Raw genomic sequence first — 22,362 nt, 5'->3', positions numbered from 1 at the left:
GGCTTATTTGTTCCGCATGCCGTCGAACACTTCGGCAAAGCCGGGCTGGTTCGCATGGATCAGGCTGGAACGGGCGGCCTCGATCACCAGCGGCTGCGGATGGCCGTGCAGCGAGGCGATGATGATCTGCTTGACGACATGATAGATGGCGCCGTCCTGCTCGATCACCGCGCGGCAACGATTGGCGAAGGGATTGACCATGCCATAGGCGAGCAACACGCCCAGGAAGGTGCCGACCAGTGCGGAGCCGATCATCGCACCCAGCACCGAAGGCGGCTGGTCGATCGATCCCATGGTCTTCACCACGCCCAGCACGGCGGCGACGATACCCAGCGCGGGCAGCGCGTCGGCCAGGCCCTGCAGATTGTCGGCGGGCTTGAGCGCTTCATGATGATGGGTCTTGAGGCTGTTATCCATCACTTCCTCGACCGCATGCGGATCGAGCGTGCCGGACGACACCACGACCAGGCGCAGCGTGTCGCTGATCAGGTGGATCAGCGTCTTGTCCTTCATCAGCTTGGGATATTCGCCGAAGATGGGCGAGGTGCCCGGATCCTCGATATGCGGCTCCAGCGCCACCGGGCCTTCGACGCGCAGCGTCTTCATCAGCTTGCTGACCAGGAAGATGCAGTCCAGGAAGTCCTGCTTCTTGTACTGCGGTCCCTTGAACACCTTGCCCAGGCCGCCACCCAGCGCCTTCAGGTCGGAACCCGAATTGCCGATGATCAGCGCCCCGACGGCGGCGCCGCCGATGATGATCATTTCGTGGGGCAGGGCGTGCAGCACCGGTCCGATGTCGCCCCCGGTGAAGATGAACCCACCGAAGACCATGCCCAAAAGCACGACAAGGCCGATGATTGCAAACATGTTGATCCCCGAAAATGCGCCTGGAGGCGGTGGCTCCGTCGGCGCCCCGTGGCGCCAGTCCCTTTCTGGTTAATACGGACTGGTTACCGTCCCCTTTAGGACGGCGACGCTTTTTCGCCGCCTTTAACTGATCAGGTCGAACAGGGTCTGCTGGTTGATCCGCGCAAAGGCGGACTGGGCCGCCTCCAGCTGCAGCAGCTGCGCCTTCACGTTCGAAATGACCGTGGTCAGATCGGCCGATTCCAGCGTGTCGCGCCGTTCCGACAGGTTGATGTCGACATCGGTCAGCCGCCTGCCGATCACGTCCAGCCGGTCGGCGCGCACGCCCTGCTTGGCGCGCTCCACCACGACCCGGTTCTGGCCGATCTGGATCGCATCCAGCGAACTGGCGAGGTCGGTGTCATTGCCGCCCTCGACGGCGTCGATCGCCTTGCCCAGGATATCGTCCAGCGACATCGATGTGCCGTTGACGTCGATATTCTCGGAAATTTCCTGCTTGGTGCCGACCACTGCCAGGTTGAGGCCGCGGCTCACCGGCACCAGTACGCTCTGGCCGTCGTCGAACACCGACACGCCCTGATAATCCTTCTGGTTCAGCAATTCGCCGACCGTGGTGCGGATCGTCTTGAGTTCCTCGGCGATGGCGGCGGCGCTGGTGTCGTTCAGCGCGCCATTGCGCGCCGACGTCACCAGTTCCTGCGCCCGCGTCATCAGATTGTTGATTTCTTCCAGATTGGCTTCGGCATTGCCGGCGCGGGTCGTGCCATAGCTGACATTGGTCTGCCAGGCCGACTGCTGCGCCTGGGCGCGGCCGATGTCGGACACCTGAACCCAGGCAAGCGCGTCGTCCGACGGCTTGTTCAGGGTGATGCCGGTGGAAATCGAGGTCTGCCCGTCGACGATGCTCTGCGACAATTGCTGTTGCCGGCGGATCTCGGCGAGCATGATCTTGTTGGTGATGCCTACCATGTCTCAGCGTCCTTCCGTCACATGATCTGCAGGATCGAATCGACCGTGTCCTTGGCGACCTGCAGGATCTTGGCGCAGCCCGAATAGGCCTGCTGGATCCGCAGCAGGTCTGCCGCCTCCATGTCGAGATCGACCCCGCTCACCGCTTCGCGCGCGGCGACCGCCTGGTCGCTGCGGCTCTGAGCCGTGGTCTTTTCCGCCGTGCTGGCAGTCAGCAGATTGGCGTTGCTGGTGATCAGGGTCGTCCAACCCTGTTCGACGCTGCCGCTGCCGCGCAGGGTCGATGACACCGTCAGCAGATTGCCGTTCAGCGTGCCGTCGGCCGATTTGGTCGCGAGAGCATCCGGCTCCACGTCCAGCGCGACCAGCGTCGCGGCGCTGCCGCCATAGGACAGCAGCGGCACGCCGCTGGCGCCGGTATCGGTATAGCCCTGCGCATGCCACTCATTGACGTCGGTGGCGAACTGCTCGGCCAGCGTGTCGAGGCTGGCACGGCGTTCGGCGGTGGTGTCGGCCGATGCGAACAGCCCGCCCAGCGTGCCGTTGGACGGAGCGGCGAGTGCCGTGCCGTCGGACAGGGCCAGCGACAGGCGGCCATCGGTGGCGGACGCGGTCACCGCGACCGACGCGGCGGTGTCGCCCGATACCAAAGTGGTGCCGTTATAGCTGACCTCGGCACTGTCATGCGCGCCGAAGCTGATCGTCACATTCAGGTTGGAAGACAGCGTCTGCAGCGCGGAATCGCGACTGTCGAGCAACTGGGCATAGGCCGACGTGCCCGGCTGCGCGCGCAGCAGGCTGTTGTTGATCGCGGCCAGCGACGACAATTGCTGGTTGATCGTCTGGGCCGACGCCTGCGCCTCGGTATTGATGCCGGTCGATATGGTTTCCAGGTCGGCGGCGGTCTGCCGGAAGGATTCGGCGACGCGGCCAATGCTGTCCAGCGTGGTGACGCGCAATGACGTGTCGCTGGGGCTCGCCGCCAGCTTGTCCAGATTCTGGTACATCGTCGTCATCAGCTGGCCGACACCGGTTGCGGTGTCATTGAGTGCGGTTTCGATGTCGGTCTGCCAGCGCACGCGCGCGTTCGCGCTGCCCAGCGCCATGGCGGTGATGCGCACTGACGCATCCAGATAGGGGTCGGTGCCGCGATTGATGCTGGCGACCTGAGTACCGCCGAAATTCGCCTTGGCGACATAGGTCGCCATGGTCGCGGTCGACGATCCCGATTCCACCGTCGTCACCGACCGGCGGGCATAGCCGTCGGTGCTGGCATTGGCGATATTCTCGGAAATGGCGGCCATCGCCGTGCGATAGGCCTTGGTGCCCGACGCACCGATGATGAACAGGTCGCTCATGCGCCCTCAGCCGTGGTTGCCGTGCCGGTCGCGGCCGTGCTGCCGGTCTGGGCCGTGCTGTCGTCCTTCACGCGGGCGCCGAACTGGTGCATCAGCAGTTCGGCGATGCCCATCGCGCCCTTGGTCGACATGGCGTCGGCGGTGCGCGCATCGGCCATGTCCTGAAATTGCTGGGTCGCGCTCGAATCGGTGATGCCCTCGGCCAGGCTGGCCGATCGCATCGCGCCGATCATCTGGCGCAGGAACACCGCTTCGAACTGCTGCGCCGCCTTCTGCAGCGCAGCCTTGGTCTCGAAGGGGTTGGACGTGCCGCTTGCCGCGGTTGCGTTCGATACCTGCATCACAACACCACCAGTTCCGCTTTCATCGCGCCCGCCTGTTTCAGCGCCTCAAGGATCGCGACCATGTCCGCCGGGGAGGCCCCGATGGCGTTGACCGCCTTGACTATATCGGCCAGCGACGCCCCACCTTTAAAATTGACCATCGGTTTTTTCTGTTCGTCGATGCTGATGTTCGACGATTGCTCGACGGCGGTCTGGCCCTGGCTGAACGGTGCGGGCTGAACCACGCGCGGGCTTTCATTGACGCTGACGGTCAATTTGCCATGGGCGACGGCGGCCGGATGGATCTTCACCGCGCCGTTGATGACGACGGTGCCGGTGCGCGCGTTGACGATCACGCGGGCCGGGGCATCGGCGGGCGTGATCTCGATATTCTCGATCATGCCCATCATCAGGATGCGTTCCTCGGCACCCGGCGTTGCGTCGATCGCGACCGATACGGCGTCCATCGCGCGGGCGCGGCGATCGCCGAAGGTCTTGTTGATGCCGTCGGCCACGCGCAGCGCGGTGGTCAGGTCGGCTTCGGACAGGTTGAAGGTCAGGGTCGGCGCGGTGTCGAACCCAGTGGCAACCGCACGCTCGACCGTCGCACCTTCGGGGATGCGGCCGGCCGACGGGATGTTCACCGACACCTGGCTGCCATCGGCACCGGACACGCCCAGGCCGCCAACGGCCAGATTGCCCTGCGCCATCGCATAGATTTCGTTATCGGCACCGCGCAGCGGCGTCATGATCAGCGTGCCACCACGCAGCGACTTGGCCTTGCCCATCGCCGACACGGTGACGTCCAGCCGCTGGCCGGGCTTGGAAAAGGCGGGCAGGTCGGCCGTCACCAGCACGGCGGCGGCGTTCTTGAGCGCCGGGTTGACGCCGGCGGGCAGGGTCAGGCCAAAGCGCGAGACCACGCCCTTCATGCCCTGCACCGTATATTCGATGCTGTCGTCGCCGGTGCCAGCCAGGCCCACGACGATGCCATAGCCGGTCAGCTGGTTGGGACGGACGCCCTGGAAGGTGCCCAGATCTTTGACGCGTTCGGCATGGGCCGGCGCGGCGATCAGCGCCAGCAGCGGCAGGAGGAAGCGGAACAGGCGTGTCATGGCGGTCCGGGTCTCCATCAGAAGGGGCTGATCATCGAGAAGAAGCGCTGCAGCCAGCCCTGGCGGCTGGCGCGGGCGATCTCGCCCTTGCCGGTATAGATAATCTTGGCGTCGGCCACGCGGGTCGACAGGATGCGGTTGTCCGGGCCGATATCGGCCTGGCGGACCAGGCCGCTGATCTGGATGAACTCGTCGCCGCGATTGAGCGTCAGTGCCTTCTCGCCCTTCACCAGCATGGTGCCGTTGGGATAGGCGGCCGCGACCGTCACGGTGATCTCGCCGTTCAGCGCGTTCGACTGGGTCGCCGCGCCCTTGCCGGTGAACGTGTTGTTGCCGCCCATCGCGATGTCGCTGGACGAGAACAGCTTGGACAGCGGACCGGTGGTCGGCGGGTTTAGGCCGATCGAGCCGCTGCGGTTGGTGTCCGCGCTGTTGCTCTTGGTCGCCTGGGTCCGTTCGACCAGTACAATGGTGATGATGTCGCCGACATTGCCGGCGCGCGCGCCGCTGGTCAGCGGCGTGTAGCCGGTCGAGACCTGGAAGATCGATCCATTGGCCTGCGGCGCCTGCGGCTGGGCGATGACGGTCGGCGCATAATATTCGCGCTCGACCTCGCGCTTCTTCTTTGCAGCGAAGGCGGGCGACGCGGCCATGGAGAGCATGGCGAGGGCGACGAGCGAAGTGGAGAGCGCGCGCATCAGCCGGCTCACATATTCTGGTTGGCGTACTGGAGCATTTCGTCCGTCGCCTTGATCATCTTGGAATTGACCTCATAGGCGCGCTGGGTCTCGATCATGTCGACCAGTTCCTCGACGATGTTGACGTTCGAGGTTTCCAGATTGCCCGAGCGGATGAGGCCGCGACCTTCCAGGCCTGCGGTGCCGACCTGCGGTGTGCCGCTGGCTGCGGTTTCGACCAGCAGGTTGCCGCCGATCGACTGAAGCCCTGCCGGGTTCATGAAGCTCGCCAGTTCGATCTGGCCCAGCTGGGTCGGTTCGCTTTCACCCTGCAGCGTCGCCGACACGGTGCCGTCATTGCCGACGGTGACCGACGTCGCGCCCTGCGGCACGGTGATCTGCGGGATCAGCGGCAGGCCGTCGCTGGTGACGACGGTGCCTTCGGCGGTGACGCTGAAATTGCCGGCGCGGGTATAGGCGGTCGAACCGTCGGCCTGCTGCACCTGGAAATAGCCCGATCCCTCGATCGCCATGTCTAGCGCATTGCCGGTTTCCTGCAACGTGCCCTGCGTGTTGATCTTGCTGGTGCCCTGCAACGAGACGCCCGAACCCAGATTGAGGCCGGTGGCGAACTTGTTCTGGCTGTCGCTGTTAGCGCCGGCGGCGACGATCTGCTGATAGGCCAGCGTCTCGAAGTCGGCCCGGTCCTTCTTGAAGCCGGTCGTGTTGACGTTCGCCAGGTTGTTGGCGATCACGCGCATCTTCGTGTTCTGCGCGTCAAGGCCGGTGCGGGCGACATGAAGGGCGGCGTTGGTCATCGTTCAATCTCCGTGCGGCTCCCCGAGGGGATGCTCATGCGTCGTTCACAGCAAGATGCGTGCCAAAATTAACCATCCAGTTTCATGAGCGATGCGCCGCCGTCATCCATCTGCTTGGCGGTGTCGATCATCTTGATCTGGGTTTCCCAGGCGCGGCTGGCCTCGATCATCTGGACCAGCGCGGCGGTGGCGTTGACGTTCGATCCTTCCAGCGATCCCGATGTGACGGTCGCGATCGGATCTTCGGGCAGGGCGCCGCCATTCACTTCGCGGAACAGCCCGTCTGTGCCCTTGGCGATGCTGGAACCGGCGGCATTGACCAGCTTCAGCTTGTCGACCTGCTGCGGATTGGCCGGATCGCCGCCCTGGGGCACGCCCCAGATGCTGCCATCCTGGGCGATCGACACGCTGTCCATCTGGGGCAGGGTGATCGGGCCGCCCTGGCCCAGCACGGCCAGGCCGTCGCCGGTGGTCAGCAGGCCGCTGTCATTGACCTTCAGGTCGCCACGGCGCGTATAGGCTTCCTGTCCGTCCGGGGCCTGAACGGCGAGCAGTGCGTCGCCGTTCATTGCCACGTCCAGCGGATTGCCGGTTTCGGTGACCGCCCCCTGCGCCATGTCGGCGGCGATCACCTGTTCGGAGGCCTGGGCCCGGGTATCGAAGGTATCGCCCTTGATCCAGCGCGTCTCGGCATTGGCGATTTCGGCACGAAAGCCGACCGTGTTGGCGTTCGCGAGATTGTTCGCGATCGACGCCTGGCGGGCCATCGCACCGCGCATCGCGGTCAGTGCCGTGTTGACGAGCCGGTCCATGGGCTACCCCTTCTACCCTAAGCCTTAGCTACGGATGTTGACGATGGTGGTGGTCAGCGTGTTGGCCGCCTCGATCGCCTTCGAGTTCGCCTGGAAGTTGCGCTGGGCAGCGATCAGCTGGACCAGTTCGTCGGTGATGTCGACGTTGGAACGTTCCAGCGATCCCGAGTTGACGGCGCCGAACATGCCCTGGTTGGGCGTGCCGATGATCGCGTTGCCGCTTTCCACGGTCGAGGTCCAGTGCGCGTCGCCCTGCTGGCGCAGGCCTTCCAGGCTGTTGAACGATGCCATGGCGACCTGGCCCAGATAGACGGTCGAACCGTCGGCATAGATGGCCGACACTAGGCCGTCCTTGCCCACGCCCACGCTGGTCAGCTGCGCGCCATCGGCTTCGCCCTTGTAGGTGGTCGGGATCTGCAGGTCGGTCAGGTCGTTGGGCGTGGTCGCGCTGGTCGCCGGGGTGGTGATTTCGCCGGTGTCGGGATCGACCGCGAATACCTGGATGCGCGACCCGGTAGTGTCGACGGCATAGCGGTCATTGTCGACCGAGAAGGCGCCGTTGCGGGTATAGCTGATGGTGCCATCTTCGCCCTTCACGGTGAAGAAGCCTTCGCCCGAGATCGCCAGGTCCAACGTCTTGTCGGTGGTTTCGATCGTGCCCTGGGTGAACTGCTGGGTGATGCCCTGCACGCGCACGCCCTGGCCGGCGACCTGGTGGGTGGTCTGCATCGGCGCAGCGGCGAAGATATCGCCGAACTGGGCCTTGCTCTTCTTGAAAGCGGTCGAGTTCACGTTGGCGACGTTGTTCGAGACGGCGGACAGGTCGGCCTGTGCGCCCTTGAGGCCGGAAAGCGAAACATAGAAGGACATGGCGTAGCTCCTTGGGTGAAAAGGATGGGTGAAATTACATCAGGCTGATCGCGTCGGTCGGGGCGAAGCTGCCGAGCGCCGTGATCAGTTTGGAGGAGGAACCGTCAGCGGGTGACTGGACGGCGGCGATGGTGGCCCAGGTCGCGACCTGGCTGGTGGTGCCGCCATTGACCTTGACCTGCAGGGCGGAGGAGGAAACGGTTTCGCCCGCATCATCCTTGCCGTCCCAGTAGAAGGCGACCTCGCCGGCACTCTGCGCGCCCAGGTCGATCGACTTGACGACATTGCCGTCGCCATCGACCAGGTCGACGCTGACGGCATCGCTCGAGCCGCTCAGCGTAATCTGGCCGGCATAATAGCCGCTGGAATCGGGCACTGCGACATTGCTCTGGACCAGCATCGACTTGCCGATCCAGCTGGCTGCATCGCCAAGCCGCGTGCCACTCAGTTCCGAAGCCAGTGACTTGAGCGACTGGTTCATTTCGGCGATGCCGGTCGACTGGGTGATGGTCGCCATCTGCGACACCATCTCGGTATTGTCGACCGGTTCGAACGGATCCTGATACTGCATCTGTGCGGTCAGCAACGTCAGGAAGCTCGACTGATCCATGGTTGCGCTGCCCGTGCCGACATTGGCATTCGGGTTGTAGACCGAAAGGCCTGCGCTATCGGTGACGGTAGACGTCGTCGTCATTTGCCGATCCTTATGGTTTCGAGCATCAGGGATTTGGCGGTGTTGAGCACCTGCACATTATTCTGGTACATGCGGGCGGTCTCGATCATGTCGACCATCTCCGCATTGCTATCGACCGCAGATTCCCAGACATCGCCATTGGCATCGGCCAGCGGATGATTAGGGTCGTGGCGCTTGGTCGGTTCCGCATTGGTGGTCACGACATTGGCGACCTTGACCGTCGACACGCCGGGGCTGTCGGTAACCGACTGGAAAACCGGCTTGATCGCGCGATAGGCTTCGGCGGCGCTGCCGGTGACATTGCCGGCATTGGCCATGTTCGATGCGGTGGCGTTCAGACGCACCAGCTGCGCGCTCATGGCGCGGCCGGCGATGTCGAACACATTCATGGGGCCTGAACCGCTCATGCTCATTCTCCCTTCAGCGCGCGGTTGATGGTGTTGATGCGGCCCTCCAGGAAGGAGAGGGTGGTGCGATATTTCACCGCATTTTCCGCAAACAGGGTCTGTTCGGTGCTCAGTTCGACGGTGTTGCCGTCAAGGCTGGGCTGCAACGGCACGCGATAGCCCATGGCATCGTCCACCGCCTGGCCGACATCGGCCGGGCCGCGGTCGCTCTGGGCGGTCGCTTCCTTGAGCGCGGCATCGAAGTCGATGTCGCGCGCCTTGTAATTGGGGGTCGAAGCGTTCGCGATGTTGGACGCGAGCAGGGACAGGCGCTGCGAGCGAAGCGCCAGCGCCTTTCCGTGGATCCCGAACAAACCGTCTTCCAGCGACATTTCCCGTCAGTCCCTTTTTGCCCATTCGGGCCTAAAGCTTTCGATCGTCCCGTCGTTCTCCTGCCTGATGGCGTTCGATGCGAGCGATCCAGCCGGATATCCGCAAGGACCGTGCCAATTTGCGTGGGTGACGCAGGGTGGCGCGGCAAACTGCCGGAAATTCGGGCTTTCGCGGCATCGGGCGGCAAGGGCGGCAAAAATTTGCCGGGTGGCGGCAATCTTTTGCCGCCCGGTCAGCATGGCGGAACGGAAGGTGGCATGATCGGGATTTTGGCGCATCTGTTCGATCCGCTCACGCTCGCCGCGATGCTGGGTGGTGTCGCGGTCGTGGCGCTGGCGCAAAATGGCGTCCAGGCGGTCGGCCGGGCCTGCGTGGCGTTGCGGCCTTTGCTGCGCGCCGATCCGCTGCGCGACCGGGATGCGGCGCGCACGGCCCTGCTCCAGATTGACCAGGTGGCCCAGTTGCGCGGCCTGATGTGCATCGACCGGGTGAGGAGTGACAGCGGCTTCATGGTCGATGCCGCGCGTCGCCTTGCCAATTGCGATCGCGTCGAACAATTCGAAACCTGGGCGTCGCAGGCGCTGGCCGATCGGGCCCAGCGCCACGCCAGCGTGCGCAATGTCTGGCTGTCGGTCGCCGATGCGGCGCCGGCGCTGGGCATGGCTGGCACGATCATTGGGCTGGTCGGCATGTTCGCGGCGATGGATGATCCGTCCGCGCTTGGTCCTTCCATGGCGCTTGCGCTGCTCACAACCCTTTATGGCGTGGTCATCGCCAATCTGCTCGCCGCGCCGATCGCTGCGCGTCTGGCGACCCTGTCCGAACAGGAACTGGCCTGGCAGCAGGAGGCGGTGGCGCGCATGCTGGCGATCGCACGGCGCGAAAATGCGCCGCTGCGCCGCGCATCGATCCGCGAAGTCGCATGACCGCGCCCGCAATCCCATCGGCCGCAACGGCGGCCCGGCGCAATCGCTGGGCCGTCAGCTTTGCCGATCTGCTGATGCTGCTGCTCGGCTTCTTCGTGCTGCTCCAGGCGACCGGCAGCCAGCGCCGCGATGCGATGCTGGCTGAGGTCAGTCGCCAATTTGGTGGCCGTCCCGCCCGCACGGCGATCGAGCTGCGCGCGGCAGAACTGTTTGCGCCGGGCGAGGCGATGCTGACGCCGCAGGGGCAGATACGCCTGCGCGCAGCGGTGCGGCCCTATATGCAGGATGACCGCATGATCGAGCTGCGCAGCCAGGGGCAGGACCGGGCACGACAGCGTTTCGACGATTGGGATCTGGCGGCAGCGCGGCTTGGCGCCGTGGCGCGCGCGCTCAAGGCGCAGGGCATAGTGGGCGATCGCCTGCTCATCCGCGGCCTGGATCAGGCGGACAGCGCCGACGGGCAGGGGCAGGTGATCCGCATCGCGCCGGGCGAGACCGTGAAGCCCTGAGCCTAAACTGGCACGTTTGTTGCTTTTAACCATGGCGAAAGTCCGCATTTTCGGAGAAGCGCCGTGACCAGACCCGTTCAGTTCCTCGCCATCGCCCTGGCCTGCGCCGCTGCGCAGCCCGCGCTGGCGCAGCAGAAGTTCGAGAATCTGGATCGCATCGACAGCCTGGTCGCGATGACCGTCGGCGCGAATATGGGCGAACCCGGTGGCCCGCTGGCGCCGGTCGATCGTCGCCTCCGCCTCGCAGCCTGCCCGACCACGCCCAGCGTCGAAGGGCCGATCTTCGGCGCCGCCATGGTCAAGTGCGATGCGCTGGGCTGGCGCATTCGCGTGCCGCTGGTCGCGGGGGCCGCCGCTGCTGCCTCCGGCCCGGTCGGCCGTTATGCCCCGGCCGCGCGGCCGGTCGCCAAGGAATCGGTCGTCAAACGCGGCGATCCGGTCCAGCTCATGGCCGGCAATGCCAGTTTCAGCGTCTCGCGCATGATGATCGCCGATGAAGATGGCGCAATTGGCGAGACGATTCGCGTGCGCGAAGACAAGAAGTCATCGCCTGTACTTGCCCAGATCGTGGACCTGGGCGTAGTGCGCATTCCGGGATTTAATAATTTTTGAACTTGTCCGTTATAGCGTTCAAGGGACGAGTGAAGGAATGAACCAATGATCAACTCAGTCGGCCAGAGCATCAGTTCGGCAATCGAGGCAAACCGCTTGCGCGAAGGGGGCAGGACCCGCGTCGCATCGGCAACCGGATCGACCGGCACCACCGCGTCGGCATCGACGTCGGCCAGCCCCGCGGCGCGCATGGCGGCCGAAGGCGCGCCTGTCGACATGGACCGCATCGCTGCCATCAAGGCCGCGATCGCTTCGGGCAATTATCCCGTCAACCCGTCGGTGATCGCCGACCGGATGATGGCGCTCGATCTTCCCGCCTAAACAGGACATTCCTTCATGCCCCTCGGCCTTGCTGCATTGGATGGTCTCTTCGCCGCATTTGACGACCTGCGCGCTGCGCTGGACGGCAATGATGCGGCCGCGATCGAAGCTGCCAGCACCAGGGTCAGCACGGCGGCGGCGGCCGCCCGTGCGATCGGCGCCTGGCGTTCCGAACCCGATGTGGTCGAACGGCTCAACCGGCTCCTGCCGCTGATCGAAGCGGCGCGCGTGCGCACCAATGTGCTGGCGGACTATACCAGCCAGCGACTCGCGATCCTGACCTCCAACGGCGCTCGCAATGCGCCGCTCACCTACGGTCGGCGCTGACAAAAATAAATTTTGCTTTCGGGCTAAAGCGGCGCCAATCGGCGCCGTTTTTCGTTTTACGCAGAATCTTGTTTAACCGCGTTAACCAAATCTTGGCACAAGCATTGCTCTAATAGCCCACGGTACCAAATGGGGATTGTGGGTCAGTGTCGGCACTTGCAGACATTTCAGCAACGGGAGCTTCGGCCGGTAATCGCGTCACCAACGCGATTGCGATGGCGAGCCGTCGTACCGGCGTGGACTTCTCCTACCTGCTTGGTCAGGCCAAGATCGAATCCAGCCTGAACCCCAGCGCCCGTGCCGCCACCTCTTCCGCCACCGGTCTCTATCAGTTCGTCGACCAGAGCTGGCTCGCCGTCGTCGACAAGCATGGCGCCGAATATGGACTGGGCTGGGCGGCTGACGCGATCAGCAAGGGCAGCAATGGCCGCTATTATGTGTCGGACCCTGATCTGCGCCAGCAGATCCTGGACCTGCGCAAGCACCCCGAGACCGCCTCCGTCATGGCGGCGGAACATGCCGCCGACAACAAGGCCTATCTGGAAAGCCGCCTGGGTCGTGAGGCCGAGCCGGTCGATCTCTACCTCGCCCATTTCCTGGGCGTGGGTGGTGCGTCCAAATTCCTGTCGATGAATGATCGCGCGCCTGGCGCAACGGCCGCCTCGATCTTCCCGGCGGCGGCCCGCGCCAATCGCTCGATCTTCTATGACAAGCAGGGCAATGCCCGCAGCTTCGCCGATATTCGCGATCGCTTCGCCAGCAAGCTGCAAAAGGGTGTCGATTCGATCGGCACCGGCAATGTCCAATATGCCGACGCTTCTGGCGCAACTGGGCTGCCCAGCGGCGCGAAGACCGTCGCCCCCGCCGATTATGTGCGGATCGAAACCCAGCGCCTTGCGACCCAGGCCGACGTCACCGTCCGCCCGGAACCGCAGACCGCGCGTCTCGCCTATCTCATGCTCGCCACCCTCGGAAGGTAACGGCCTCTCATGACTCCCACCCAAGTCAAAGCGAAGATCTGGATGAGCGCCGCCAAGGGGGCGGTGTTGCCGTTCGCCACGCTGATGGTCGTGCTGTTCATGATGGTGCCGGTGCCGGCGGTGATGCTGGACATCGGCTTCATCACCAACATCATGATCAGCCTTGCCGTGCTGATGGTGGCGCTGAACGCCGCCAAGCCGCTCGACTTTTCCAGCTTCCCGACGGTGCTGCTGTTCGCGACCCTGCTGCGCCTGGCGCTCAACGTCGCCTCGACCCGCGTCGTGCTGGTGTCCGGCCATGAGGGATCGGACGCGGCCGGCCAGGTGATCGAGGCATTCGGCCACTTCCTGATCGGCGGCGATTATGTCGTCGGCATCTTCGTCTTTGCGATCCTGATGATCATCAACCTGGTGGTCATCACCAAGGGCGCGGGCCGCGTGTCGGAAGTGTCGGCGCGTTTCACCCTGGATGCCCTGCCGGGCAAGCAGATGGCGATCGACGCCGACCTCAATGCCGGCCTGATGACGCCGGAAGAAGCCAAGCTGCGCCGTGCCGAAGTCGCGACCGAGGCGGATTTCTACGGTTCGATGGACGGTGCGTCCAAGTTCGTGAAGGGCGACGCGATCGCCGGCATCCTGATCCTGGCGATCAACATCATCGGCGGCATCATCCTGGGCGTGGTCAGCCATGGCCTGGCGATGGGCGATGCGGCCCAGACCTATATCCTGCTCGCCATCGGTGACGCGCTGGTCGCGCAGATCCCGGCGCTGCTGCTGTCGATCGCCGCCGCCTCGATCGTGACCCGCGTCAAGTCCGAACAGGATCTTTCGGCGCAGGTCGCCGGCCAGTTCGGCACCGGCAAGGCCTGGGTGCCCGTGGCCGCGATCCTTGGCTTCCTGGGCATTCTGCCGGGCATGCCGCACCTCATCATCCTGACGGCCGCCGCCATCGCCGGCGGCATCGCCTGGCAGCTGCGCAAGGCGGGTCAGCGCAAGGCCGCCGAACCCGAACCGGTCGCGCCGCCGCCCAACCCGGCCATCATCGAATGGAACGACGTGTCCGATGGCGCGATCCTGGGGCTGGAGATCGGCTATGGCCTGATTGGCCTGGTTGATGAGCGCAAGGGCGCGCCGCTGATGGCCCGCATCACCGGCATTCGTCGCCAGTTGTCGAAGGAACTGGGCTTTGTCGTGCCGATGGTCCGCGTGAAGGACAATCTGGCGCTCGAGCCCAATCAGTATCGCATCACCATCGCTGGCGTCGTCGTGGGCGAGGATGATATCTGGCCCGACGATCTGCTGGCGCTGGACAGCGGTATGCTGGAAGGCACGGTCGCTGGTCGCCCGGCCAAGGATCCGACCTTCGGCCTCGACGCCGTCTGGATTTCGCCGGCCAAGCGCAGCGAGGCGGTGGTCGCCGGCTATACCGTGGTCGATCCGCCGACGGTGGTCGCCACCCATCTCAACCAGCTGATCGCGATGAACGCGGCCGAGATGTTTGGTCTGGACGAAGCCCGCAAGCTGCTCGACAATCTCAAGGATGTCGCGCCGCAGCTGGTCGACGGCCTGACCCCCGGCACGCTCAGCCTGACGCAGATTTCCGCGCTGTGCCGCGCGCTGCTGTCGGAAGGGATCGCGCTCAAGGACTTCCGCCGCATCTGCGAGGCGATGGTCGACGCGGCCCGCCCGGACATGAACCACGAACAGCTTGTCGAAGCGGTGCGCCAGCGCATCGGCGCGCTCATCATCCAGGGCCTTGTCCCGGTGAAGATGCCGCTGCCGGTCATCACCCTCGACGGCGATCTGGAAGCGATGCTGGCGCAGGCGATGCGGGTTGCGGGCGACGCCAAGCATCCGATCGAGCCGAGCCTGGGCAATCGCATCGTCGAATCGGTCGTGCATGCCGCCCGGCCGATGCTGGGCCAGGCGCGCAATTTCGCCATCGTCACCTCGCCGGTCGCGCGCCGCGCGCTTGCCCGGCTGTTCAAACCCCATCTGCCCGAGACCCCGGTGCTGTCCTTCCTGGAAATCCCGGACGGCAAGGGTGTCGAGGTTGTCGCCGTCGTCGGTGGCGAGCAGCGTCCCACGCCCCGGCACGACCCGCTGCCGCGTGAACGCGTCGCCTGAGGAGACTGACCAATGTATATGAATAAGGTCGCTGCAGGCTCGGATGTCCTCACCTATGGACGGGCAGGGCTTGCCAATTCCCCTGAACAGCTGGCGCGCCGCTACATGCCGCTGGTGCGTAAGATCGCCTGGCATGTCCATGGCCGCGTCTCCAGCGCGATCGAGGTGGAGGATCTGCTGCAGATCGGCATGGTTGCGCTGGTGGAATCTGCCAACAGCTTCGAGGATCGAGGCCTGGGCTTTGCCTCCTATGCGCAACTGCGCGTGCGCGGCGCGATGATCGATCATCTGCGGCGCCATTCGACCCTGTGCCGCTCCGCCATGGCGACCCGCAAGAAGCTGGCCGCCACCCGCGCGAAGCTGGAACAGAAGCTAGGCCGGACGCCGCTGGAAGCGGAAATGGCCGCTGAACTGGGCATGGATGCCGCCGACTATCGCGAGGCGGCCGATGGCGCCGAGATGGTCCAGCACACCAGCATGGATGAGGTCTATTCCGACCAGTCCATGTGGTTCGCCGATGTCGAGGATCGCGCCGACGACATCATGGAGCGGGAATCGCTCAAGGGCGCGCTCGCCAAATGCATCGGCGAACTGCCCGAGCGCGAGGCACTGGTGCTGCAACTCTATTTCGTCGAGGAACTCAATCTGGAGGAAATCGGCCAGACGCTGGACATCGGCGCGGCGCGCGTGTGCCAGATCAAGAAGTCCGCGCTCGACAAGCTGCGCGGGAAGCTCAGCGACTGGAACTGACCGGTCCGCGCGCCCGTCAACCGTCGTTGGCGGGGCGCGACACCGATGCCTTGCGACCCGGAACCGGCCAGCGGAAACGCAGCGGCCGGTAATTCTGTGTCCGCCACCACGGTTCGGGCACCTGGAACAGGCCGCTATTTTCCGCCCGCTGGCCCAGATCCTTGCGCGCAGTCAGGGCGGCCAGAATGGGCGCGGCGAACAGGCCGGCCAGCACCGGGCTCATCCAGCCGATCGCATTGGCGCGCACCGCCAGCACGGCCAGGCCGACGCCCAGCAAGATATGCCATTTGAACAGCCAGATCGCGCCCAGGATCGCCATGCCGTCGCGGTCGCGGGTCTGGCCGTTCCAGCTCGCCTTGCGGCCCATCAGGATGGAAAACAGGTTGATCGTCTGGGTCAGCATCGCGACCGGCGCCATCAGGATCGACAGGAGGATGTCGGCAATCACGCCGCGCGTCATCCGCACTGCGCCGCCAAAGCCGATCCGCCGCGACGGGTCGGCCATGGCCCAGCCGATCGCCAATATCTTGGGACCGAACAGCAGCACCGCGGTCACCGTCAGCAGCGTGCTGGATGGCAGCACGGCGGCCGGCGGCCAGACGCCGGTGGCGACGCCGCCTAGAACCACCAGCATCATCGCCAGCCATAGCGGCGAGGTGCAATAGGCCGATGCGCCGACGAACAGCTGGAACCGGCTGACCGGGTGCAGCCCCTTGATCTTCGCCAGCAGCGGGACATGCTGGATATTGCCCTGGCACCAGCGACGATCGCGGGTGAACAGGTCGGGCATGGCCGGCGGAAATTCCTCGAAACTGTCGTCGGCGGTGACCATGTGGACGTCCCAGCCGCGCCGGCGCAGTAGCGCTGCTTCCAGCATGTCATGGCTCAATATATGGCCGCCAAAGGGCGCACGCCCCGGCAGTTCGGGCAGGCCGCAGCTTTCGGCGAAGGCGCGCACCCGGACGATCGCATTATGGCCCCAGAACATGCCTTCGGACCCGGCCCACCAGATCATGCCGGCGGCCGAGATCGGCCCGAACAGGCGGCTGGCAAATTGCTGCCAGCGGGCGAACAGCGTGGCGGCGCCCATCACCGTCGGGACGGTCTGGATAAGGCCCAGATGCGGGTGACGTTCCATGTCGACCGACAGGCGCGCCATGGTCTGGCCGCTCATCACGCTGTCGGCATCCAGCACGATCATATGGTCATATGCGCCGCCGAAACGGGTCACCCACTCCTCGATATTGCCCGGCTTGCGACCGATATTGCGGGCGCGACGGCGATAATGGACCGGGCGCGAGAAGGCCTTGCGCATTTCCAGATAGGCCTTGCGCTCGGTCTCGCCATTTTCCGGGTTGGAATCCGACAGGATGAAGAATTCGAAGCGCTCGCCACCCATTACCTGCGACAGCGATCGTTCCATGATCGACAGGCGGCCGAGCACGCCCAGGAAATCCTCGTTGCAGACCGGCAGCAGGATCGCGGTACGCGCCTTGAGCGGCGTGCGGTCGCGCGGGATATAGGGGCGAACGCCCTTGCCCTTGCCGACCGTCAGCAACAGGAAGCCGATCGCGGCAGTGGCAAAGCCAAAGGCGATCCAGGCAAAGAGCGGGATGAACAGGGCAAGATAGACGCCCTCCCAGAAGGAAATGCCGTCCAGGCCGATCGACCGGCGCATCTCGTGTGCGGCAAGCGCGGCGGGCAGCAGTGCCAGCAGCACGACCAGCAGCCGACGGGCCCACAGGTCGATGTTCAGCGGCCGATGGATCCGACCCGGCGCGGTCGCGAAATCCTGCACCGGCATGGCAAGCGGCGCCTCTGCCGGCACGCTTTCGAACGCCCGGACAAGCGCTTGCGACCCCGTGGCCCCATCGGCCACGTTCGTGCCTCCTGTCGATGTCATGTCAGACCCATTCCTGGTTAACCCGAGCGCTAGAACCTTTCGCTACCCGCGTGGTTCCCTTCATGCGCCTATCGGATAATGCACATATTCACTGAACGCGCGATTGCCAGAGCGAAGTTGGACCCGGATATCCGCCGCCCTGTCGCCCGATTTGCGGATGTCGATTGCCACGCGATACAATCCCGCCTGGCCCAGCACCGGATATCCGCCCTTCTTGACGATGGTGCCATTGCCGATGTCGGTCCACAGTTCGGGCTTCGCATCGGCGGGCAGGCCGGCAAAGTCGATCACCAGTCGCTCGACCCCGGCTTCGTCACCACGACCGCGCCAGACCGCCTGCACGATCGCCAGATTGCTGCCGGCGGGTGCCCGGTCCGCGGTCCAGTCCAGGCGATAGGCGGCATCGATCCGGCTGCCGGGACGCGCGGCCTTGGCCGGCGTCCAATAAGCGCAGACATTGTCGGTATATTCGCTGTCGGTCGGGAAGGTGTAGAGCCGCACCTGCCCCGCACCCAGCGGCGCAGACGGCGTCGCCCATAGCGAGGGGCGACGGTCATAATAGACGCCGTCATCCTGATAATGGTCGAAATTGCGGTCGCGCTGCAACAGGCCAAAGCCCTTGGGGCTGGTCTCGGCAAAGCCATCGACGCGCGGGACGGACGGGTTCACCAGCGGCCGGGCCTGCGCGCTGCCATCGGCACTGGCGATGGAGAGCAGGTCGGAATCATGGATTTCCGGGCGCCAGTCGGTGCCCTTGGTCCGGTGCGCCTCGTCATACCAGAACATGCTGGTCATCGCCATCAGCCCCAGTTCGGGGATCGGCCGGCGCGGGAAGAGGGCGGCGGTCACGTCCTGCGTCACCCCCTTGGGGCCAAGCTGGTTGACGAAGCGGAACGCGCCGGTGATCGACGCCCCGTCCAGCAGGGCATAGACGGTGACGCTGCTATCGCCGGTCCGCTCCAGCCAGAAATGGGTGAAGCGGGGGAATTCCTCCTTGCCCGGAATGCTGGTGTTGATCGCGATCGCGCGGGCGGACAGGCCGAACTGCTTGGTCGGGCCGGGCGCGCGGAAATAGCTGGCACCCAGGAAGGACAGCCAGTCGCCGTCGCGCTTGGCATTCATGATGCGGAAGCCGGCATAGCCAGCGTCCGGGCCAAGGTCCGCGACGGCATTGCCGTCCGGCGTCTCGAACATGGTGGGATCATAACGCAGAGGCGTCGCCACGCCCTTGTCCACCAGCGCGATCTGCACCGGTTGCTGGGCCGTGCCGCTCAGCGGGAACAGGCGGACGCCGGTGTCGCCGGGCAGGTCGCCCCAGATCGTCTTCTCGTCGCGGAACCGCGCCTGGTGCATCTGGTCATAACCGACCTTGGCGGCGACCGGATTGGGCGGGGTTTCGGCAAAGGGCGCACGCGCCAGCTTCTGCGCCATGGCGATGATGCCGTCCAACGAGAAACGGTCGTTTCTGGCTTGGGAAAGGGCAGGGCGGGGGAGCAGCAGCGCTGCGCCCGAAGCAGCGATCAAGGCGCGCCGGTCGATCATGGTCATGCGTCCATCATGGGTGCTGATCGCGCCATTGCAAGATGTGCCTGTAATCAAACGCGATGAAGCCCCCGCCCGGGGGGACGGAGGCTTCGAATTTGGCCGTTTGATCGAAGGTGTTACCCCCGGCACGGTGGGGACTGTTGATGTGCCGGGGGTGACATGGCGGGTTGCCGGTGACCAATACCTCAACCCGTCATTTTCGGTGTCTGATCCGGATTACTGGATCAGCTTCATGACGTTCTGCTGGCTCTGATTGGCCTGGGCCAGCATCGCGGTCGATGCCTGGCTCAGGATCTGGGCCTTGGCGAGCGCCGTGGTCTCGGTCGAGAAGTCGGCGTCTTCGATGCGGCTCTTGGCGTCGGTCAGGTTGGTGATGTTGTTGGTCAGATTGTTGACCGTCGATTCCAGGCGGTTCTGCACGGCACCCAGATCGGCGCGATTGTTCGCCAGCTTCTGAAGGCCGGTGTCGAAGTCCGCGAGGATTGCGTCGGTGACGGCCGCGACGGCGGGGGTATCATCGCTGGTGTCGCCGGGCGTGCCGTTGTCGTCAGCAGCCTTGGCAACCAGCGAGAAGGCAGCCTTGCCGGTGTCGAAGTCGACCAGCTTGGCCAGGTCGGTGTCGTCGACCAGCTCGCCCAGCGCCAGATCGATCGAGTCGGATGCGTTGGCGCCGGCCTGGATCGTGACGGACGCCTTCGAACCGTCGAACAGCTTGGTGCCGTTGAATTCGGTGTTCTTCAGCGTGTCGGTGATCTGACCGGCAAGCTGATCCAGTTCAGACTGGATGTTAGCCTTCGCCTTGTCGTCATTGGTGCCGTTCAGACCCTGAACGGTCAGTTCACGCATGCGCTGAACCATGTTGCCGATTTCACTCAGCGCGCCTTCCGCCGTCTGGGCCAGCGAAATGCCGTCATTGGCGTTGCGCACGCCCTGGGTCATGCCGCGGATCTGCGAGGTCATGGTCGAGGCGATGGCGAGGCCGGCGGCGTCGTCCTTGGCCGAGTTGATGCGCTTGCCGGTCGACAGGCGCTCCATGGCGGTGGACAGAGCCTTGCTGGCGGCGGCCGAAGCATTGGTGGCCCGCAGCGCCGACGAGTTGGTTCCGATAACAGTCATGATATTCCCTTTCCGTTCATCAGGTCGCTGTCGTCTGACGCTTGCGGCCTCGAAAGGGGATAACGGCGGGCCGCGAAAAGCTTTTAGGGGCTGATGCGATTTTTCTGGAAAAAGACGGAAAAACAGCCCTCTACGCGTGCGCGTATATATAGAGTGCGATTTTTCTGCCGGCGGAGCGGAAAAAAATTGCCGGTCACCGGCAAGTTAATGGCCGCGTTAACCATCTAATAACCACGCTGGCGTAAATTTAAGTCATCGAAGGGGGTAGGGGCGTGCGGGGGCACAAACCTGCCAAGACACTGGGGACAGTTCATGTCATCGCTTGACGTGAGCCGTGGGGTCTGCGCGCTCGTTCCGGGCTTGCAGCACTGGCTCGAAAATGCCTTGTACACGGTGCGGATCGTGGATGCGCAGAGCCCGCGTGAGCGGGATAGCCGCCGCGTCCTTCTCGCGACCGAGATCGGCCATGCCACCCATCGCGATATCCTCATCAACATGGTCGACGGCAAGCCGTCGCTGGTGCCGGCGGCCAATGGCCTGCCCGCCCGCGTCGCCTTTGGCCTCGAAGACATGGGCTTTGCCTTTGCGCTGATCGCCGAACTGGCCCGCCCGACTTCGGTCCCGGCGGTTGGCGATGCCGCCAGTGCCCGCCTGATGACGCTCGCCGGCCGCGTGGCCCGCAGCGAGGCCACCGTCCTGATCCAGGGCGATACCGGCACCGGCAAGGAAGGCATGGCGCGCTTCCTTCATACCCAGTCCGGCCGGGTCACCCATGACTTCATCGCCGTCAACTGCGCCGCGCTGCCCGAAACCATGATGGAAGCCATGCTGTTCGGTCACAAGAAGGGCAGCTTCACCGGCGCATCCAATGCCTCGGACGGCCTGTTCCTGGCCGCTGACGGCGGCACTCTGTTCCTCGACGAAATCGCCGAGCTGCCCCTCGCGCTCCAGGCCAAGCTGCTGCGTGCCCTCCAGGAAGGCGAAGTGCTACCGGTTGGCGCCACTCATCCGGTGCCGGTCAATGTCCGCATCGTCGCCGCCTGCAACCGCAACCTGGCCGACGAAGTCGCCGCCGGCCGCTTCCGCGAAGACCTTTACTGGCGCCTCAATGTCATGGCGCTGGAACTGCGCCCGCTGGCCGAACGTCCCGGCGACATCGCCGCGATCGCCGCCGCCATGCTGCTGCGCCACCAGGATGCCGGCAAGGACGGCTTTGTCTGGCCGACCGCCGCCGCACTCGACAAGCTGGCCGCTCATCGCTGGCAGGGCAATGCCCGCGAACTGGGCAATGTGCTGCAGCGCGCGCTGGTGCTGCGCGACGGCGAGCGTATCGAAGCCGACGACCTGCATGTCGCGGGCGCGCCGCAGCCGCTGCGTATCGTTTCGGCCGCGCCGGTCGCCGCAGTCGCTGCCGCACCGGCCGAACCGATCCGCCTGCGCGACGTCGCCCATCATTCCAAGCTGGAAGCGATCCGCACCGCCCTGCGCGAGACCGATGGCCATCGCGCCGCCGCCGCCCGCAAGCTGGGCATTTCCGAACGCACGCTGCGCTATCGGCTCGCCGAGATGCGTGAGCTGGCTGCGGCTTAAGGAGGGTTAGGGCATGACCGGTATCTCTCCCACCGACAGCGTGATGGCGATGCGCAATGCCATCCTGCAGAAGAACGCCGCGCTGCGCGACGTCGCCTCGACCGGCAATGTCGGTTCGACCGGTGGCGCCGGCGCCACCCAGGGCACTGCGCCGGGCGGCTTCACCGACGCGCTCAACAACGCGCTCCAGCAGGTCAACGGCTTGCAGACCCAGGCTGGCGATGCCGCCTCGGCGTTCGAGCGGGGCGAAACCACCGATATCGCTGCGGTCATGCTGGCCAAGCAGCAGGCATCGGTCAGCTTCGAGGCGACCCTCCAGGTCCGCAACAAACTCCTGTCCGCCTACAAGGACATCATGAGCATGCCGGTCTAAC

Annotated in this window: 27 protein-coding genes; 11 read left to right on the top strand and 16 right to left on the bottom strand. The window is 65.0% G+C overall.

Going from position 1 to position 22,362, the window contains the following annotated elements; genetic code table 11:
• Positions 1-3: 3 nt before the first annotated feature.
• From motA to A0U87_RS26275, 13 genes are all read right to left on the bottom strand, one after another.
• Entirely contained in the window at positions 4-867 is an 864-nt protein-coding gene (gene motA, locus A0U87_RS19375) for a flagellar motor stator protein MotA (RefSeq protein WP_010338868.1), read from the bottom strand.
• A gap of 123 nt (positions 868-990) precedes the next feature.
• Positions 991-1,836 (bottom strand): flagellin, encoded by an 846-nt coding sequence (locus A0U87_RS19370; protein ID WP_048938691.1) that lies wholly within the window; start codon positions 1,834-1,836, stop codon positions 991-993.
• A 17-nt stretch (positions 1,837-1,853) separates the two neighbouring features.
• On the bottom strand, positions 1,854-3,194 hold the full coding sequence (flgK, locus tag A0U87_RS19365) for a flagellar hook-associated protein FlgK (RefSeq protein ID WP_004208214.1): 1,341 nt from the start codon (positions 3,192-3,194) through the stop codon (positions 1,854-1,856).
• Positions 3,191-3,535: a rod-binding protein gene (locus A0U87_RS19360; RefSeq protein ID WP_137405893.1), complete on the bottom strand. Its 345-nt coding sequence runs from the start codon at positions 3,533-3,535 to the stop codon at positions 3,191-3,193. Before A0U87_RS19360 ends, flgK begins: the two co-directional genes overlap by 4 nt.
• Entirely contained in the window at positions 3,535-4,650 is a 1,116-nt protein-coding gene (locus A0U87_RS19355; protein ID WP_004208212.1) for a flagellar basal body P-ring protein FlgI, read from the bottom strand. The genes A0U87_RS19360 and A0U87_RS19355 overlap by 1 nt, the downstream gene beginning before the upstream one ends.
• Positions 4,650-5,330, bottom strand: a complete 681-nt coding sequence (locus A0U87_RS19350; protein WP_026109016.1) for a flagellar basal body L-ring protein FlgH — start codon at positions 5,328-5,330, stop codon at positions 4,650-4,652. Before A0U87_RS19350 ends, A0U87_RS19355 begins: the two co-directional genes overlap by 1 nt.
• Before the next feature lie 8 nt (positions 5,331-5,338).
• Entirely contained in the window at positions 5,339-6,127 is a 789-nt protein-coding gene (gene flgG / locus A0U87_RS19345) for a flagellar basal-body rod protein FlgG (RefSeq protein WP_010338863.1), read from the bottom strand.
• Between the two features lie 68 nt (positions 6,128-6,195).
• A complete protein-coding gene (locus A0U87_RS19340) occupies positions 6,196-6,939 on the bottom strand; it encodes a flagellar basal body rod protein FlgF (RefSeq protein WP_004208209.1) in 744 nt (247 codons plus the stop codon).
• A gap of 24 nt (positions 6,940-6,963) precedes the next feature.
• Complete coding sequence (locus tag A0U87_RS19335) at positions 6,964-7,809, bottom strand: flagellar hook-basal body complex protein (protein WP_137405892.1); 846 nt, start codon at positions 7,807-7,809, stop codon at positions 6,964-6,966.
• A gap of 34 nt (positions 7,810-7,843) precedes the next feature.
• Positions 7,844-8,503, bottom strand: coding sequence for a flagellar hook capping FlgD N-terminal domain-containing protein (locus tag A0U87_RS19330; protein WP_137405891.1), 660 nt, complete (start codon positions 8,501-8,503; stop codon positions 7,844-7,846).
• Positions 8,500-8,910, bottom strand: a complete 411-nt coding sequence (gene flgC, locus A0U87_RS19325; protein WP_004208206.1) for a flagellar basal body rod protein FlgC — start codon at positions 8,908-8,910, stop codon at positions 8,500-8,502. Before flgC ends, A0U87_RS19330 begins: the two co-directional genes overlap by 4 nt.
• A gap of 2 nt (positions 8,911-8,912) precedes the next feature.
• A complete protein-coding gene (gene flgB / locus A0U87_RS19320) occupies positions 8,913-9,281 on the bottom strand; it encodes a flagellar basal body rod protein FlgB (RefSeq protein WP_004208205.1) in 369 nt (122 codons plus the stop codon).
• A 6-nt stretch (positions 9,282-9,287) separates the two neighbouring features.
• The gene (locus A0U87_RS26275) at positions 9,288-9,560 is read right to left on the bottom strand and encodes a hypothetical protein (RefSeq protein WP_170978430.1); all 273 of its coding nucleotides are present in this window, start codon (positions 9,558-9,560) and stop codon (positions 9,288-9,290) included.
• Here A0U87_RS26275 and A0U87_RS19315 point away from each other — a divergent pair.
• From A0U87_RS19315 to A0U87_RS19280, 8 genes are all read left to right on the top strand, one after another.
• Positions 9,540-10,208: a MotA/TolQ/ExbB proton channel family protein gene (locus A0U87_RS19315; protein WP_170978429.1), complete on the top strand. Its 669-nt coding sequence runs from the start codon at positions 9,540-9,542 to the stop codon at positions 10,206-10,208. The two genes, A0U87_RS26275 and A0U87_RS19315, sit on opposite strands and share 21 nt — an antisense overlap.
• Positions 10,205-10,717 (top strand): flagellar motor protein MotB, encoded by a 513-nt coding sequence (locus tag A0U87_RS19310; protein WP_137405889.1) that lies wholly within the window; start codon positions 10,205-10,207, stop codon positions 10,715-10,717. The genes A0U87_RS19315 and A0U87_RS19310 overlap by 4 nt, the downstream gene beginning before the upstream one ends.
• Before the next feature lie 63 nt (positions 10,718-10,780).
• On the top strand, positions 10,781-11,329 hold the full coding sequence (locus A0U87_RS19305) for a flagella basal body P-ring formation protein FlgA (RefSeq protein WP_125986390.1): 549 nt from the start codon (positions 10,781-10,783) through the stop codon (positions 11,327-11,329).
• Between the two features lie 45 nt (positions 11,330-11,374).
• The gene (flgM, locus tag A0U87_RS19300; protein WP_125986388.1) at positions 11,375-11,650 is read left to right on the top strand and encodes a flagellar biosynthesis anti-sigma factor FlgM; all 276 of its coding nucleotides are present in this window, start codon (positions 11,375-11,377) and stop codon (positions 11,648-11,650) included.
• Positions 11,651-11,665: 15 nt separating this feature from the next.
• Positions 11,666-11,977, top strand: coding sequence for a hypothetical protein (locus A0U87_RS19295; RefSeq protein ID WP_004208200.1), 312 nt, complete (start codon positions 11,666-11,668; stop codon positions 11,975-11,977).
• Between the two features lie 146 nt (positions 11,978-12,123).
• Positions 12,124-12,957 carry a hypothetical protein gene (locus A0U87_RS19290; RefSeq protein WP_026109018.1) on the top strand — a complete coding sequence of 278 codons (834 nt, stop codon included), beginning with the start codon at positions 12,124-12,126 and terminating at the stop codon, positions 12,955-12,957.
• Positions 12,958-12,966: 9 nt separating this feature from the next.
• Complete coding sequence (gene flhA / locus A0U87_RS19285) at positions 12,967-15,084, top strand: flagellar biosynthesis protein FlhA (RefSeq protein WP_004208198.1); 2,118 nt, start codon at positions 12,967-12,969, stop codon at positions 15,082-15,084.
• Positions 15,085-15,096: 12 nt separating this feature from the next.
• On the top strand, positions 15,097-15,834 hold the full coding sequence (locus A0U87_RS19280) for a FliA/WhiG family RNA polymerase sigma factor (protein WP_097384312.1): 738 nt from the start codon (positions 15,097-15,099) through the stop codon (positions 15,832-15,834).
• A 16-nt stretch (positions 15,835-15,850) separates the two neighbouring features.
• Here A0U87_RS19280 and mdoH read toward each other — a convergent pair whose 3' ends face one another.
• Complete coding sequence (mdoH, locus tag A0U87_RS19275) at positions 15,851-17,737, bottom strand: glucans biosynthesis glucosyltransferase MdoH (RefSeq protein ID WP_037490449.1); 1,887 nt, start codon at positions 17,735-17,737, stop codon at positions 15,851-15,853.
• A 60-nt stretch (positions 17,738-17,797) separates the two neighbouring features.
• The gene (locus A0U87_RS19270) at positions 17,798-19,285 is read right to left on the bottom strand and encodes a glucan biosynthesis protein (RefSeq protein ID WP_137405888.1); all 1,488 of its coding nucleotides are present in this window, start codon (positions 19,283-19,285) and stop codon (positions 17,798-17,800) included.
• Between A0U87_RS19270 and A0U87_RS19265 the strand changes: the two genes are divergently transcribed.
• Positions 19,278-19,535, top strand: coding sequence for a hypothetical protein (locus tag A0U87_RS19265; protein WP_137405887.1), 258 nt, complete (start codon positions 19,278-19,280; stop codon positions 19,533-19,535). The genes A0U87_RS19270 and A0U87_RS19265 overlap by 8 nt on opposite strands.
• Here the strand turns inward: A0U87_RS19265 and A0U87_RS19260 are convergent.
• Positions 19,499-20,398, bottom strand: a complete 900-nt coding sequence (locus A0U87_RS19260; protein ID WP_137405886.1) for a flagellin — start codon at positions 20,396-20,398, stop codon at positions 19,499-19,501. The two genes, A0U87_RS19265 and A0U87_RS19260, sit on opposite strands and share 37 nt — an antisense overlap.
• 312 nt (positions 20,399-20,710) lie before the next feature.
• Between A0U87_RS19260 and A0U87_RS19255 the strand changes: the two genes are divergently transcribed.
• Together A0U87_RS19255 and fliE are read left to right on the top strand one after the other, a co-directional pair.
• The gene (locus A0U87_RS19255; RefSeq protein ID WP_137405885.1) at positions 20,711-21,988 is read left to right on the top strand and encodes a sigma-54 dependent transcriptional regulator; all 1,278 of its coding nucleotides are present in this window, start codon (positions 20,711-20,713) and stop codon (positions 21,986-21,988) included.
• 13 nt (positions 21,989-22,001) lie between these two features.
• The gene (fliE, locus tag A0U87_RS19250; RefSeq protein WP_037517575.1) at positions 22,002-22,361 is read left to right on the top strand and encodes a flagellar hook-basal body complex protein FliE; all 360 of its coding nucleotides are present in this window, start codon (positions 22,002-22,004) and stop codon (positions 22,359-22,361) included.
• Position 22,362 lies beyond the last annotated feature (1 nt).

The sequence above is a fragment of the Sphingobium sp. MP9-4 genome (assembly GCF_005281675.1).
In the GTDB taxonomy this organism is placed as follows: domain Bacteria; phylum Pseudomonadota; class Alphaproteobacteria; order Sphingomonadales; family Sphingomonadaceae; genus Sphingobium; species Sphingobium yanoikuyae.
This window is presented reverse-complemented; position numbering and strand designations above follow the sequence as displayed.